The organism is Streptomyces sp. NPDC050161 (assembly GCF_044460025.1).
Classification (GTDB): Bacteria; Actinomycetota; Actinomycetes; order Streptomycetales; family Streptomycetaceae; genus Streptomyces.
In genome coordinates this window covers 190193-204721 of record NZ_JBITJM010000006.1, presented here as the reverse complement: position 1 = coordinate 204721, position 14529 = coordinate 190193, and the positions used below count along the sequence as shown (strand labels likewise).

General features: G+C 71.6%; 12 protein-coding genes. 8 read left to right on the top strand and 4 right to left on the bottom strand.

Translation table 11 applies throughout. The features are described from left to right. Window positions 1-103 precede the first annotated feature (103 nt). Entirely contained in the window at window positions 104-970 is an 867-nt protein-coding gene (locus ACIBK8_RS13285) for a DUF4184 family protein (RefSeq protein ID WP_399041861.1), read from the bottom strand. A gap of 153 nt (window positions 971-1123) precedes the next feature. On the opposite strand from ACIBK8_RS13285, the gene ACIBK8_RS13280 reads away from it, so the two are divergent. The 4 genes from ACIBK8_RS13280 (at window position 1124) to ACIBK8_RS13265 (ending at window position 5000) form a co-directional block, all read left to right on the top strand. After that, complete coding sequence (locus ACIBK8_RS13280; RefSeq protein WP_399041860.1) at window positions 1124-3001, top strand: lytic transglycosylase; 1878 nt, start codon at window positions 1124-1126, stop codon at window positions 2999-3001. Window positions 3002-3173: 172 nt separating this feature from the next. After that, complete coding sequence (locus tag ACIBK8_RS13275) at window positions 3174-3308, top strand: SPW_0924 family protein (RefSeq protein WP_393679329.1); 135 nt, start codon at window positions 3174-3176, stop codon at window positions 3306-3308. An 18-nt stretch (window positions 3309-3326) separates the two neighbouring features. Then, window positions 3327-4352 carry a DUF3068 domain-containing protein gene (locus ACIBK8_RS13270; RefSeq protein WP_399041859.1) on the top strand — a complete coding sequence of 342 codons (1026 nt, stop codon included), beginning with the start codon at window positions 3327-3329 and terminating at the stop codon, window positions 4350-4352. A 9-nt stretch (window positions 4353-4361) separates the two neighbouring features. Beyond that, window positions 4362-5000 (top strand): hypothetical protein, encoded by a 639-nt coding sequence (locus tag ACIBK8_RS13265; RefSeq protein ID WP_399041858.1) that lies wholly within the window; start codon window positions 4362-4364, stop codon window positions 4998-5000. Between the two features lie 303 nt (window positions 5001-5303). Here the strand turns inward: ACIBK8_RS13265 and hrpB are convergent, their stop codons facing one another. Then, a complete protein-coding gene (gene hrpB, locus ACIBK8_RS13260; protein ID WP_399041856.1) occupies window positions 5304-7940 on the bottom strand; it encodes an ATP-dependent helicase HrpB in 2637 nt (878 codons plus the stop codon). A 146-nt stretch (window positions 7941-8086) separates the two neighbouring features. Continuing rightward, entirely contained in the window at window positions 8087-8935 is an 849-nt protein-coding gene (locus ACIBK8_RS13255; protein WP_399041855.1) for a class I SAM-dependent methyltransferase, read from the bottom strand. 371 nt (window positions 8936-9306) lie between these two features. Here ACIBK8_RS13255 and rpsA point away from each other — a divergent pair, with 371 nt between their 5' ends. After that, complete coding sequence (rpsA, locus tag ACIBK8_RS13250) at window positions 9307-10824, top strand: 30S ribosomal protein S1 (protein ID WP_393679320.1); 1518 nt, start codon at window positions 9307-9309, stop codon at window positions 10822-10824. A 94-nt stretch (window positions 10825-10918) separates the two neighbouring features. Here rpsA and ACIBK8_RS13245 read toward each other — a convergent pair whose 3' ends face one another. After that, a complete protein-coding gene (locus ACIBK8_RS13245; protein ID WP_399041853.1) occupies window positions 10919-11899 on the bottom strand; it encodes a right-handed parallel beta-helix repeat-containing protein in 981 nt (326 codons plus the stop codon). 423 nt (window positions 11900-12322) lie between these two features. On the opposite strand from ACIBK8_RS13245, the gene ACIBK8_RS13240 reads away from it, so the two are divergent. From ACIBK8_RS13240 to ACIBK8_RS13230, 3 genes are all read left to right on the top strand, one after another. Then, the gene (locus tag ACIBK8_RS13240) at window positions 12323-13270 is read left to right on the top strand and encodes a proteasome assembly chaperone family protein (RefSeq protein ID WP_399041852.1); all 948 of its coding nucleotides are present in this window, start codon (window positions 12323-12325) and stop codon (window positions 13268-13270) included. 94 nt (window positions 13271-13364) lie between these two features. After that, window positions 13365-13955, top strand: a complete 591-nt coding sequence (gene coaE / locus ACIBK8_RS13235; protein WP_393679316.1) for a dephospho-CoA kinase — start codon at window positions 13365-13367, stop codon at window positions 13953-13955. A gap of 173 nt (window positions 13956-14128) precedes the next feature. Beyond that, window positions 14129-14527 (top strand): cupin domain-containing protein, encoded by a 399-nt coding sequence (locus tag ACIBK8_RS13230; RefSeq protein WP_399041851.1) that lies wholly within the window; start codon window positions 14129-14131, stop codon window positions 14525-14527. Window positions 14528-14529 lie beyond the last annotated feature (2 nt).

Sequence of the window (14529 nt, the reverse complement as noted above, 5' to 3'; positions counted from 1 at the left end):
CCCGACGCGTTCACCATGTGGCCGGCGCCGCCCCGACGGGCCGCGCGCACCTCGGTCGCCCGTCGGCCGCCCTGCCGACGCCGGCTCGGTGCCGGGCGTGTGGTCACCCCCGGGCGGGCCGCCGCTCTGCGCCACGTCGGTACCGCAGCCGCACGGCCACCGCGTAGAGCGCGAGCCCCACGCCGAGACCGGCGCCGGCGCCGAAGAGCACCGAGGGGACGTAGTCGAACCAGGTCGCCGCGTCGCCGTAGACCGCGTGCGCCCGCAGGGTGCGCTGTACGGCGCCGGCCGCCACACAGAGCAGGACCGGAAAGGTCAGCAACAGCCGGGCCCGCGCGCTCAATACGGGGACGGCGGTCAGGGCGCCGACCGGTTCCGTTCCCCCCGGCTGCCCGCCGTCCCCGGGTGCCTCCCGGAGCGCGGTCCACAGGAACCAGCCGAGCGCTACTAGGGCGAGCGCGGAGGTGGCGTACTGCAGGGAGGCGGACAGCGGGATGCCGCCGATCACCCGGTTCAGCACGGGTACCAGCCGCGTCCCCCAGCGGCCCGCGTGGGTGAAGGCGTCCCAGACGATATGTGTCGCCGCCCCGATCACCGCGGAGACGAAGAACCAGCAGATCAGCGCGGTGAGTTCGCGCGGCCCTCGCGGCTGTCGGGGGCGGCCCCGGGCGACGGCGTACACCCGGCCCTGCCGGTGGCGGGGCAGCAGTGCCACCAGCGGTTCCCGCAGCAGCAGCCAGCCGCCGGTCAGCGCGGCGGTGATCAGGACGTCCACGGTCAGCACGCCGGGCAGGGAGTGGGTGACCTCCCCGAAGCGCATCCCGCCCGGTATGAAGCTGTCCGCGAAGTACGTCATGTCGGGGGCGAAGGAGCCCGCGACCAGGGCGGTTGCGATCAGCGGGCCGCGTGCCGTGCCCGTCCGGCGCAGTCCCGGAAGCACTGCCGCGGCATGGCTGAGAGTGAACGGCATGTGCCCCTCCTTGATCGATTCGGATCATTATGTCTGCCGGTGGGAGTGGTGGATGCGCGGCCCGAGGTGTCGTACTGTCACCTCAGCTGGAGCGCAGGGGAGCGCGACACCGCGGATTCCACGCGGTGTGTCCACGCGGAGGGGATGTCACGCATGGCAGCCATATTCGGGCGGCGGCTTCGCAGGGGAGCGGCCTCGGCGGCGGTGGTGGGCCTGGTGCTGGCCGCTCTGACCGCGTCACAGGCACCGGGCACGGCGGAGACCGCGGCGAAGGAGCCGGAGCCGAGCCCGCCGGCCGACGCCTCCATCGACGGCGGATCGCCCTACTACACCGACCTTCCGCCCCTCAACAGCCCCGTGCCGCCCGGAGATTCCGGCAAACCGCACGGCGACAACAACGGCGGCAAGAACGGCGGCAAGGTCGTCACAGGGCCTGCCGAGGCGGGCATTCCCGCGACCGTTCTCGCCGCCTACAAGAAGGCCGAAGCGGGTGTCGGCGCGTCCGACCCCGGATGCCGGCTGCCCTGGCAACTGCTCGCGGCGATCGGCAAGGTGGAATCCGGCCAGGCACGCGGCGGCGCGCTCGACGCCGACGGCACCACCCTCAAGCCGATACTCGGACCGCAGCTCAACGGCAACGGCTTCGCCCTCATCACCGACACCGACCACGGCCGCTACGACGGCGACCTCACCCATGATCACGCCGTGGGTCCGATGCAGTTCATCCCCTCCACCTGGTCCAACGGCGGCCCCACAGGCACGGGTTGGGGCGCGGACGGTAACGGCGATGGCAAGAAGGACCCGAACAACATCTTCGACGCCGCGCTCGCCGCCGGCCACTACCTCTGCAACGGCGGCCGTGACATGACGGCGCCCCGCGATCTGGATCGCGCGATCCTCGGCTACAACAACTCCGGGGACTACCTGCGGACCGTGCTGTCCTGGTACGCGTTCTACCGCAAGGGCACCCACGAAGTGCCGGACGGCAAGGGCCTGCTCCCCGTACGGCGCGGCGGGACCTCCACCGGAACCAGCGACTCCGGCCACGGAACGCGGGACGGCCGGACGACCGGCGCACACCATGGCGACACCGGCAAACCGGCCACCGGCAAACCGGCCACCGGCAAACCGGCAACGGGCAAGCCGCAAGGGCCGGATGCGACCAAGCCGGATGCGACCAAACCGGACACGGATCACGACGGCACGTCAGGCACCGGAGGCACCGAGGGCTCCACCGGCAACACCCCCACCCCGACCCCCACTCCCACCCCCACTCCCACCCCCACGCCGACCGACCCCGCCGACCCCGCCCCGCTCACCACCATCGAACGAACCGGCGGCAAGGACCTGACGGCGACCGCGGGCGACGAGTTCAGCGCCCGGCCCCAGGTGCGGGCCAAGGACGCCGCGGGCAAGCCGGTAGCGGGCGCCCCCGTACGCTTCACCCTCTCCGGCCCCACGGACACCCGTTTCCCGCACGACGCGACCGCCGTCACCGTCACCACAGGCAAGGACGGCCTGGCCACCGCGCCGGCCCTGCGCGCGGGCGAGCGGACGGGCGGCTTCACCGTCCACGCGACCGCCGTCGGCCGCGCCGTGGCCCCCGTCGACTTCGACGCCACCGTCAAGGCCGGGCCCGCCCCGAAGGCCGACACGCTGACCCGCACCTCCGACAAGGAGCTGACGGCGACGGCCGACGGTACGTACGCGGACACCATCGAGGTCAGGGCGGCCTACCGGGGCAAGATCGCGGCGGGCGCGGCGGTCACCGCGACCATGGTGACCGGTGACCCGAAGAAGCCCGTCGAGAACGAGACCGGGCCCTACTTCAAGGATCCGCAGGCCACCGGCGAGGCCAAGGACAAGCCGGTCCGTACCCTCACCACCCTGCGGACGGACGCCGACGGTCTGCTGAAGCTCCCGGCCGTCCACACCGACGCGCACACCGGGACGTTCCTGCTGCGGCTGACCACGACCGACGGCGCGACCCTGACCGTCGAACTGAAGGTCACCGCCCCCTCCGGCCGGTAGCCGCAGCCCACGGGCGCCCCCGTCCGGCCCGCCCCGTGCGTCACACCCGGCACATTCACCGCCGTCCCGCCCGCATCGGGGCAGGACGGCGGTGCAACGTGTTCTCATCTCGGCCCCCCGTTGCTACGGTGCCCCCGCCCTGACGCCGTATCAGTTCCACGGGAGGCCGACCATGCGCGCCCTGGCAGCAGCAGCCGTCGGACTGGCCGCGGCCCTCGCCCTCGTCTTCACCCTCACGGCGATCGGCGCGCCCAGCGGCGAGACCTCGCCCGAACCGCTGCTGACCACCGTCCCCGAGCACCCCTGAGGGAGGGACGCCGCCGCCATGCGCCGCAAAGCCAGCCTGGTCCTGCTCGCCTTCGCCGTCTTCTTCACCGCCCTGTCCCCGCTGATGCGGTGGTACGCGTTCCCCCGGCTCGCCAAGATCCCGCCCAGCCAGTACCAGACGATGGTCCTGGAGGCGCGGCCCGCCACTCTCATCGACTACGGCACGATGAAGGCCATGAAGGTGCCCAAGGTCAGCATCGTGGAGACCCTGAAGGGCAACGTCGCCGCATCCGACCGGGTCGAGAAGACCGCGGGGCGCGATGTCGTCGTCTGGGACATGCTGACCTATGTCGCGGACCCCCAGGGCAAGATGGTCTCCCAGATCCCCGAGCGCTACCTCTTCGACGCGCACTCCCAGGAGCCGGTGCACGCCACCGGCGAGATGGTCGACGGCGACACCGTCCGCCGCGACGGCATCGAGTTCAAGTGGCCGTTCCTCACCGAGAAGCGCGACTACGCCTACTTCGACGCGCAGACCCGCACCTCCGCCCCCATTCACTACCGGGGCACCCGCACCTTCCACGGCCTGGAGGTCTACTACTTCGAGCAGTCCATCCCCTGGACCAAGGTGCCGTTTCCCAAGAAGATGCCGGTCAAGGGCATCACGCCGGAGTCCGTCGAGAAGATGGGCACCACCCGCTGGTACACCACCAAGCGGATGTTCTGGGTCGACCCGGTCACCGGGGCACCCGTCAACGGCGAGGAGATCCACAAGGAAGAGCTGCGGGGCGGCCAACTGCTCCCGGGCGGAGGCAAGGTCACCGCGTTCGCCGGCGACGTCAAGATGCGCCCCGACTTCGTCACGTCCACCGTGGCCCTGGTCAAGTCCCAGCGGACGCTGGTCCTGCTGCTCACCAGCTACCTGCCGTGGGGATTCCTCGTGGTGGCCGCCGTGCTGCTCGCCCTCGGCCTGCGCCTCGAAGCCCGCAGCAGGTGGCCCCGGAACGGCGGCGATGACCAGGAAGCGGCATCCGTCCCCGAATCGGGGCCGGGCGCGCCGGGGATTGTCAGTGGCAGCCCGTAGCGTGAACGCATGACGCTAGCGAACTGCCCCGTCACCGGCGAAGTGGTGGATCAGCTACTGGAGTTGACCCGCCTGACCTGCGAGGACGACGAAACCTTCGACAATTTCCTGGCCGCCCACGGCTGGCGCTACTCCGAATTCGACGACTCCTACGAAACCGCCGCCGGGCAGGTCGTCTCGTCCGGCCACTACGACGCCGGCCCCGAACCGAACGGCCAGACCGCCTGGGCCACGTTCAGCGTCTACGACCCCGAGTACGACGGCGTGCCCGACGCCGACCATCTGGCCGCGGTCTGGGGCCGCGCCCGCGGCTGGACCCTCCATCCCGACCAGGGGCGCGGCCGGTTGGACGCCGACTGGCAGGACACCGCAGCCCTCCTCACCGCCCGCTTCGGACGGCCCTCCGCGGTCACCAGCAGCCCCTGCCCGGCGGACCCGCCCAGCGTCCCGCCCCGGCGCTACGCCCTCTGGCGCGGCGGCGACAGCGTCTTGTTCCTCGCCCAGGACGCCGACCCGATCTGCTACTGCTGCTTCATCCGCAACGTCCTCGTCGTCGCCCCCGCCGACCGCGAGGACCCACTGCCGGGCCCCGACACGCTGCCCGACTGGTACGCGTCGAAGCTCCTCGGCGAGGGGGTGGCCGCCTGACGACGATGACCCATCAGGACGCGAAGAGGACGGGCACGGTCGGTCCCGTGCTGTCCCGCGTGGACGGTGACAGGCCCGTCGGCCGCTGCTCCGCCGGAGACGCGCCTCTGGGACGCGCCGCTGGGCCGCGCCGAGTTGGGAGCGTACGGCCATACCGGCGTTCCGGCGCACGCGGCAACCCGCTGCGCGACGGTCCGGCGCCGCCACCCCGCTGCCGACCACCCGGCCGGCCTGACCGCGAGCCGTCCGCCCCCGTTGCCCGCCCGGCTCACCGTCCCGTCCCGGTACCGGAATTCCCCGGGATCAGGACCGCTTCATCCGTGCCGTCGTGTGCCGCGTCGGCGCGGCCGACGACGGATCCTCGGGCCAGGGATGCTTGGGATAGCGCCCCCGCAACTCCGCACGGACGGACCGGTATCCGTCCCGCCAGAAGGACGCCAGATCCGCCGTCACGGCCGCCGGGCGCCCGGCGGGGGAGAGCAGATGGACCAGGACGGGCACCCGCCCGCCGGCCACCCGCGGCGACTCCTGCTGCCCGAACAACTCCTGCAACTTGACCGCCAGCACCGGCTGCTCACCGGCGTAATCCACCCGCACCCGCGAACCGCTCGGCACCTCGATCCGCTCCGGCGCCAACTCGTCGAAGCGGACCGCTTCCCCGGTCGCCCACGGCAGCAGCCGCGTCAGCGCGGCCCCCGCATCGATCCGCTCCAGATCGGCCCGCCGACGCGCCCGCCCCAGCTCCACCCCGAGCCATTCCCCGGCCCGTTCCCACAGCGCCTCGTCCGACACGTCCGGCCACGGCGCCCCCAACTCCCGGTGCAGGAACGCCATCCGCTGCCGGGTCGTGACCGCACCCGCCGACCAGCGCAGCAGCCCGAGCCCCTCCTGCCGCAGGCCCGCGACCACCGCGTCCCGCAGCAGCTCGGGATCGGGCTTCGCCAAGGGGCGCTCCGCCAGCTCGATCGCCCCCAGCCGCGTCACCGACCTGGCCACGACGTTCCCGTCGGCCCAATGGACCTCCTCGCCGCGGGAATACAGCGCCCCCGCCGCCGCACATGCCGTCGCCTCGTCGATCACCGCGGCGAGCCGCACCCGCGCCGACGCGGCGGCGACCGGCCGGTCCGCGACCGCGATCGCCAGCCACCGCGCGTCCCGCAGCCGCGACCCCTCACCGCCCCGGCCCGCCGAACCATGCCCCGGCCCCGCCGCGCCCGTCTCGGCCCGCGTACCGGATGCCATCAGATAGCTGCCCGCGCCCCGCGCCCGCGCCACCCGCTCGGGAAACGCCAGCGCGGCCACCAGCCCCGCGACACCATCGTCATCCCGGGTCCTGCCCCTGCCGTCACCACCAGAGCCACCCGCCTGCCCCGCCCCACCCGCTCCGGAAGCCTCAGCGGACTTGGCCGTGTCCTCCGCCCCGGCCGCCCCCACCGCCGCGGCCAACCGCCTGGCCTCCTGCCGCCACCGTGCCGCATACGCATCGCCGCCCCGGCGCGCCGTACGCCACGCCGCCACCAGATCGTCCCCGTACGCCCGCGGCGGCTCCTCGCTCAGCAGCGCCACCACCTCGGCCGCCGGCCGCACGCCGACCTCCCGTGCGCCGTCCCACAACGCACGGGCCAGCCGCGGATGCACCCCCAGCCGGCTCAGGCGCAGCCCGCGCGCCGTCGCCCTGCCGTCGGCATCCACCGCGCCGATCGCGCGCAGCACGTCCCGCGCCGCGGCCAGCGCGCCGGCCGGCGGCGGATCCAGCAGCGCGAGACCGGCGGCCGACGGATCGCCCCAACAGGCCGTCTGGAGGGCGAACGCCGTCAGGTCCGCCACCTTGATCTCCGGATCCGGGAACCGCGGCAGCCGCCCGTCCTCCCCCTCCGACCAGCAGCGATACACGACTCCGGGTGCCTCACGCCCGGCTCGCCCGGCGCGCTGCCCGGCCGCGGCCCGCGAGGCACGCACCGTCGCCAGCGCGCTGAGCCCACGCGCGTGATCCGTCCGCGGCACCCGCGCCAGCCCGCTGTCGACCACCACCCGTACCCCGGGCACCGTCAGGCTCGACTCGGCGACGGACGTCGCCAGCACCACCCGCCGCACGCCGTCGCCGCCCGCCAGCACCGCGTCCTGCACCTCGGCAGGCGCCCGCCCGTGCACCTGGAGGACGTCCGCGTCCACCCCCGCCAGCTGCCCGGCCACCCGCGCGATCTCGCCGGCGCCGGGCAGGAAGCACAGCACATCGCCCATCTGGTCACGCAACGCCCGACGCACCACCCCCGCCACATGCGACAGCAACGCGGGATCCACCCGCATCCCGTGCGCGGGCCGCACCGGCCGCTCCGGGGGAGCCCACACCACGTCCACCGCGTGCGACACACCCGCCGCTTCCACCACCGGAGCCGGCCCGTCCGAACCGCCCAGCAGCGCCGCCCACCCCGCCGCGTCCGTCGTCGCCGAAGCCGCCACCAGACGCAGCTCCGGACGCAGCGTCTCGCGTACGTCCAGCAGGAACGCCGCGGAGGTGTCGGCGTCGAGGTGCCGCTCGTGGCATTCGTCGAGCATCACCACGTCGACGTCCGCCAGCTCGGGATCGCGTTGCAGCCGCTGCAACAGCACCCCGGTGGTCACCACTTCCACGACGGTCCGCGGCCCGGCCCGCCGCTCCCCGCGCACCGTGAAGCCGACCTGCTCGCCGACCCGCTCACCCAGCAGCCAGGCCATCCGCCGCGCGGCGGCCCGTGCGGCGATCCGCCGCGGCTCGGCGACCAGCACCCGGCGCCGCGGCCCGGCGCCCGTCAGCCCCGCCAGTTCCAGCGGCACCAGTGTCGTCTTACCGGTACCGGGCGGCGCGCACAGCACCGCGCTGCCCGGCCCGTCGAGGGCGTCGTGCAGCGCGGGCAGGGCGGTACGGGCGGGCAGCTGGGCGAGAACGTCGTGGCGGATCACGCTCCCAGTCTGCCGCTCCGCCGGAACCGCCGATCAAGGGCCGCCGGGCGGGGGCCGCACAGCGGACCACGGGGCGGCCACCGCAGCGGATCACCGGCCGCCCCGCACGAAGCCGGTCCGCTCGGTCCTCCGCCACGCAGACGAAGTCAGTCGTCCGCCACGCACACGAAGATCGCCGTGCCCGGAATCAGATGCCCGCGCAGCGGCGACCAGCCGCCCCACTCCTGAGTGTTCTCCGCAGGCCATTCCGGTTCGACCAGATCCACCAGCCGGAAGCCCGCTGCCGCCACGTCCCGCACCCGGTCGCCCAGCGTCCGGTGGTGCTCGACGTACACGGCGCGGCCGGTCTCGTCCTGTTCGACGTAGGGCGTGCGGTCGAAGTAGGAGGCGGCGACGGACAGGCCATCGGGGCCCGGCTCGTCTGGGAAGGCCCAGCGGATGGGGTGGGTGACCGAGAAGACGAACCGGCCGCCGGGCCGCAGCACCCTGCGCACCTCGCGCAGCACGTGCACCGGGTCGGCGACGAACGGAATCGCGCCATATGCGGAGCAGGCCATGTCGAACGCCCCGTCGCGGAACGGCAGCGCGCCGGCGTCCGCCTCCACGAGCCCGACCGGCGGCACGCCCTGGCTCCCGGACGCGGCGGTCTCCGTGGCCTGACCGGCGATCCGCAGCGCGTGCTGCAACTGCCGGTGCGAGAGGTCGAGGGCCACCGGGTGCGCGCCCTGGGCGGCCAGCCAGCGGGAACACTGCGCGGCGCCGGCGCCGATCTCCAGAACCCGCAGTCCCGTCAGCCCGTCGGCGGGCCCGAGCAGCGCGGCCCGCTCCTCGTCCAGCCCTTCAGGCCCCCAGATGAAACGGTCGTCCCCGAGGAACGCGCCGTGCTCGCTCTGGTAGTCATCGGCGTTGCGGTCCCACCAGCCGCGGCTGGCCTGGCTGCTTTCCGTTGCCGAGGCGTCACGTCGGGTCGCCTCCGGCTCGTACTCTTGGTTCATCGCGCCCGTCGTCGTAGTCTTCGCTGAGCTTGTAGCTGTCGGGACTGTGAGGCCGTAAAGGTCTCGCGGAACATCACGCGTGCCGGTTATAGGGCGTTCCGCCCCGGGTGTGCGCCTTCGCGCATTGACCGTGTCCGGCTGCCCCCGTATGCTACAAGTTGCGCTGCGGGCTTGTGCGCCTCAGACGGAGCAGGCCGCGCTCGCATCTGTATGTATGTCCCCTCGGTTTTCGAGGCGCTTCGGTTGCTCCGGCTTTTTGCGGGGCTTCGGAGGATGTGCCTCTGACGCTGTCCGGCTTGTGCAGAAGCGATAACGGCTCTCGGCGTAGCAGTACCTACGACTTCAATGTCCGCACCGGAGCCCTTTCCCACATGACGAGCAGCACCGAGACCACCGCCACCACCCCGCAGGTTGCGGTCAACGACATCGGTAACGAGGAAGCCTTCCTCGCCGCGATCGACGAGACGATCAAGTACTTCAACGACGGCGACATCGTCGACGGCGTCATCGTGAAGGTCGACCGGGACGAGGTCCTGCTCGACATCGGTTACAAGACCGAAGGCGTCATCCCCAGCCGCGAGCTTTCGATCAAGCACGACGTCGACCCCAACGAGGTCGTCGCCGTCGGTGACGAGATCGAGGCCCTGGTTCTCCAGAAGGAGGACAAGGAAGGCCGCCTCATCCTGTCCAAGAAGCGCGCTCAGTACGAGCGTGCCTGGGGCACGATCGAGAAGATCAAGGAAGAGGACGGGATCGTCACCGGTACCGTCATCGAGGTCGTCAAGGGTGGTCTCATCCTCGACATCGGCCTCCGTGGCTTCCTGCCGGCCTCCCTGGTCGAGATGCGTCGTGTCCGCGACCTTCAGCCTTACGTGGGCAAGGAGCTCGAGGCCAAGATCATCGAGCTGGACAAGAACCGCAACAACGTGGTCCTGTCCCGCCGTGCCTGGCTGGAGCAGACCCAGAGCGAGGTCCGCCAGACCTTCCTCACCACCCTCCAGAAGGGTCAGGTGCGCTCCGGCGTCGTCTCCTCCATCGTCAACTTCGGTGCCTTCGTGGACCTGGGTGGCGTGGACGGCCTCGTGCACGTCTCCGAGCTGTCCTGGAAGCACATCGACCACCCCTCCGAGGTCGTCGAGGTCGGCCAGGAGGTCACGGTCGAGGTCCTGGACGTCGACATGGACCGCGAGCGCGTTTCCCTGTCGCTCAAGGCGACGCAGGAAGACCCGTGGCAGCAGTTCGCCCGGACCCACCAGATCGGTCAGGTCGTCCCGGGTAAGGTCACCAAGCTCGTTCCCTTCGGTGCGTTCGTGCGCGTCGACGAGGGCATCGAGGGCCTGGTCCACATCTCCGAGCTGGCCGAGCGCCACGTCGAGATCCCGGAGCAGGTTGTCCAGGTCAACGACGAGATCTTCGTCAAGGTCATCGACATCGACCTCGAGCGCCGCCGCATCAGCCTCTCGCTGAAGCAGGCCAACGAGTCCTTCGGTGCCGACCCGTCGGTCGTCGAGTTCGACCCGACCCTGTACGGCATGGCCGCGTCGTACGACGATCAGGGCAACTACATCTACCCCGAGGGCTTCGACCCGGAGACCAACGACTGGCTCGAGGGCTACGAGGCCCAGCGCGAGGCGTGGGAGAACCAGTACGCCGAGGCGCAGCAGCGCTTCGAGCAGCACCAGGCTCAGGTCATCAAGTCCCGCGAGGCCGACGAGCAGGCCGCGGCCGAGGGCGCTGCGGCGCCGGCGGCCACCGGTGGCGGCAACACCGGCGGCGGCAACGTCTCCGGTGGGTCGTACTCCTCGGAGTCGGCGGACAACTCCGGCGCCCTGGCGTCGGACGAGGCCCTGGCCGCGCTCCGCGAGAAGCTGGCCGGCGGTCAGAGCTGAAAAGCTCCCCGCTAGGCACTAGCCGATAGGCGAAGGCCCGTTCCCCCCAAGGGGGAGCGGGCCTTCGTCGTGTCCGGAGCCGGACCGCCGCGGGTCAGCCCACGGGGACACCCGGATTGGCGACGCCGCGACCACCGGTGACCGTGTTGTCGCCCGCGATGGTGACCGGGCAGTCCTTGTCGTAGTTGGTGATGTTGAATCCGTACCTGCCCTCGCCCGAGGCGCCGCTCAGGTCGGACTTGTTGCCACGGAAGACCGTGCCGCAGCCCCAGCCGGACTCCTGGGAGTGGGTCTCGTAACCGTTGTTGGTGGTGTGCCGGCCGGTGTTGTTCTCGACGAGGACGTCATTGCCCTTCACATCGACCCATGAGTCGTCGTAGTTGGCGCCGGTGAGGCCACTGCCGTCGAAGGTGTTGCCGACGATCTTCGCGCCTGTGGTGCCTTCCTTCACGTCGATGTTCTCGCCGCCGACACCGGGTCCGATGGTGTTGTCGAGGACCTGGACGTGATCGCTCTTGTCGTCGGTGCCGCCGGCGCTGCCGACGTACACCCCTTCGCCCATCCCGCTGCCGCCCTTGCCGGTGTCACGGATCGTGGAGTTCTTGATGACGCCGTCCTTGCTGGACTTACGGAAGTGCACCCCTTCCATGTCCAGGTCGTGGACGGTCACCGAGTCGATGACCACGCCGTTCGCGGCGTCCATCATGATCCCCTTCTGGCCGCCGGACACGGTGATCCCCTTGACCGTCCAGTAGGAGGCGCCGTTCAGATGCAGGCCGTAGCCGCCCCCGGCGGTGAGCACCGCCTTGGCGGAACCGGTGAGGGTGATCCGGGAGTCCGCGCTGCCCGCGGCCGACGTCTTGAAGTTCCCGTTGTACGTACCGTCGGCGAGCTGGATGGTGTCGCCGGGCTTGGCGTCGCTCAACGCGTCCTTGAGTTGGGCGGAGTTGGAGACGTCGACCACGCGGGCGGGGACGGATGTGGGGGTGGCCACCGCGCCGGCGGTGCTGGTGAGGGCCGTGCCGAGGGCCAGCGCCAGAGCGGCCGATGTGGTGAGGAGGGGTCCGGTGCGCATTCAACTGCCTTCCCGTATGTGAACGTGGGGCGGAAACGTGAATCGCGAGGGTTCTGGAGAAGCTAGGGGCGCGGCCGTTGGACCGTCAAGAGTCATGCGGCTGGGGGCTCGGTGATGCCTTGATGTGGGGGCGAGAGTCAGGGAGTTGGGTGGGTGTGACTTTGGGTGGGTGTGCGGCGGCCGTTGTTTTCCTCGTGTTCATATGAGTGGACGGAGGCTGTCGGGACGCTCGTGGGGGGAGACGGGAGTGCCCGTGGGACGGCGGAGGCAGGACGGGGCGAGGCACACGGGGCGGCGTGGCCGAATCCGGTGGGGCCCGCGATCCGTCAGGTCCGCCGTGCTCGCCTCGTCCCGGGGTGCCTCCGGGAATGCGGCACCCGCTCCGTACGTTCTTCCAGACGGACACGAGGAGGAGCGGTCACTGTGTTGGATCCCCAGGGGTTGTACGAATGGGAGCCGAGCGGGCTCGCGGCGGTCGAGGCCATAGCGGCCAGGGACTCCGCCGGACTGGTGCTGCTGTACCACTTCGACGGCTACATCGACGCAGGTGAGACCGGCGACCAGATCGTCGAGCGCCTGCTGGACGGTTTGACGCACCGCGTCGTCGCCCGTTTCGACCACGACCGGCTGGTCGACTACCGGGCCCGTCGTCCGCTGCTCACCTTCCAGAACCACCGCTGGACGTCATACGAGACGCCCAGCATCGAGCTGCGGCTCGTCGAGGACACGACGGGTGCGCCGTTCCTGCTGCTGTCCGGCCCCGAACCGGACGTGGAATGGGAGCGATTCGCCACCGCCGTCCGGCAGATGGTGGAGCGGCTGGGCGCACGGCTTTCGGTCAACTTCCACGGCATCCCGATGGGCGTCCCGCACACCCGCCCCGTGGGCATCACCCCGCACGGCAACCGCACCGACCTGATGCCCGGTCACGCCAGCTTCTTCGACGAGGCGCAGGTGCCGGGCAGCGCGGAAGCCCTGATCGAGTTCCGGCTCGCCGAGGCGGGACACGATGTGCTGGGAGTGGCGGCTCACGTACCGCACTACATCGCACGGTCCCCGTACCCGGACGCGGCGCTCACGGCCCTGGAGGCGGTGACGGCCGCAACGGGCCTGGTCCTGCCCGGCGCCGCGCACTCGCTGCGGACGGAGGCGCTCCGTACCCAGGAGGAGATCGAGCGGCAGATATCGGAGGGCGACGAGGAACTGGTCGCGCTGGTCAGCGGTTTGGAGCATCAGTACGACGCGGTGGCGGGCGCCGAGACCCGTGGCAACCTCGTGGCCGAAGCGGTGGAACTCCCCTCCGCCGACGAGATCGGCAGGGAATTCGAGCGCTTCCTGGCCGAGCGGGAGGCGGACGGGGGGACCGCCTGAGCGGGGCCGGCCCGCGACCGCGCGATGGCCGTCGGCGCGTGGTCGGCCGTCGCCCCACGGGCCCGCCGCTGCGGCATGCGTATAGCGTGGGCCCATGGTGAAGGTGGGGCTCACAGGTGGAATCGGCGCGGGCAAGAGCGAGGTCTCGCGGCTCCTGGCGTCGTACGGTGCGGTGATCGTGGACGCCGACAAGATCGCGCGTGAGGTCGTCGAGCCGGGAACTCCCGGGCTCGCGGCGGTGGTTGCGGAGTTCGGCGACGGCGTGCTCGCAGCGGACGGCACTCTTGACCGGCCCAAGCTGGGGGGAATCGTTTTCGCCGATCCCGAGAAGCTGAAGGCGCTCAACGCGATCGTGCACCCGCTCGTCGGGGCCCGCTCGGCCGAACTCGAGGGGGCGGCCGGGCCGGACGCGGTGGTGGTGCACGATGTCCCGCTGCTGACCGAGAACGGCCTCGCGCCGCTCTACGATCTGGTGGTCGTCGTCGACGCGGCTCCGGAGACCCAACTCGACCGTCTGGTACGGCTGCGCGGGATGGCCGCGGACGAGGCGAAGTCCCGTATGGCGGCCCAGGCGTCCCGGGAACAGCGCCTGGCCGTCGCCGATCTGGTGATCGACAACGACGGCCGGATCGAAGATCTCGAACCTCAGGTGCGGGCGGTCTGGGAACGTCTGCGGGCCGCCTGACGCGAAGCCCCGCCGCCCGGTGCCGTGCCGGAAGCAGGGCTACGTGCGGCACGGGCGAGCGGAAGTACGCGGCGGAAGTACGAGGCATGGCGGGCTCGGCAGGATCGTGCCCGGCCCTTCGGTGGCGGGGAGCGGCTGCGGCCGATGCGGAAGCGGGGGATAGCCTCACCGCCATGAACGTTACTGATCCCGAAGCCCGGTTGGCCGGATCCGACGCGGCGCCCGCCTCGTTCGTCGTCAACATTTCCGGCATCCCGGATGCCGAACTGGAGCCGGAGCCGCTCGACCCCGCCCAGATCGTCTCCGGGGAACCCGTGGTGACCGGGAAGGTGCTGTGGGAGTCGCCGGACGGCCGACAGGTCCGGGGCATCTGGCAGATCACGCCCGGTGTGGTCACGGACACCGAGGCCAACGAACTGTTCGTGGTCGTCAGCGGACGCGCCACCATCGAGGTCGAGGGCGGAGCAGTGCTCCACGTGGGTCCGGGCGACGCCTGCGTGCTGCGCGAGGGCGACCGCACGCGGTGGACCGTGCACGAGACGCTGCGCAAGGCGTACCACATCAGCTCGTGAGG

Coding starts and splice junctions, on each gene's coding strand:
- ACIBK8_RS13285 (WP_399041861.1), bottom strand. CDS start 970: ATGCCGTTCACTCTCAGCCATGCCGCGGCAGTGCTTCCGGGACTGCGC.
- ACIBK8_RS13280 (WP_399041860.1), top strand. CDS start 1,124: ATGGCAGCCATATTCGGGCGGCGGCTTCGCAGGGGAGCGGCCTCGGCG.
- ACIBK8_RS13275 (WP_393679329.1), top strand. CDS start 3,174: ATGCGCGCCCTGGCAGCAGCAGCCGTCGGACTGGCCGCGGCCCTCGCC.
- ACIBK8_RS13270 (WP_399041859.1), top strand. CDS start 3,327: ATGCGCCGCAAAGCCAGCCTGGTCCTGCTCGCCTTCGCCGTCTTCTTC.
- ACIBK8_RS13265 (WP_399041858.1), top strand. CDS start 4,362: ATGACGCTAGCGAACTGCCCCGTCACCGGCGAAGTGGTGGATCAGCTA.
- ACIBK8_RS13255 (WP_399041855.1), bottom strand. CDS start 8,935: ATGAACCAAGAGTACGAGCCGGAGGCGACCCGACGTGACGCCTCGGCA.
- rpsA (WP_393679320.1), top strand. CDS start 9,307: ATGACGAGCAGCACCGAGACCACCGCCACCACCCCGCAGGTTGCGGTC.
- ACIBK8_RS13245 (WP_399041853.1), bottom strand. CDS start 11,899: ATGCGCACCGGACCCCTCCTCACCACATCGGCCGCTCTGGCGCTGGCC.
- coaE (WP_393679316.1), top strand. CDS start 13,365: ATGGTGAAGGTGGGGCTCACAGGTGGAATCGGCGCGGGCAAGAGCGAG.
- ACIBK8_RS13230 (WP_399041851.1), top strand. CDS start 14,129: ATGAACGTTACTGATCCCGAAGCCCGGTTGGCCGGATCCGACGCGGCG.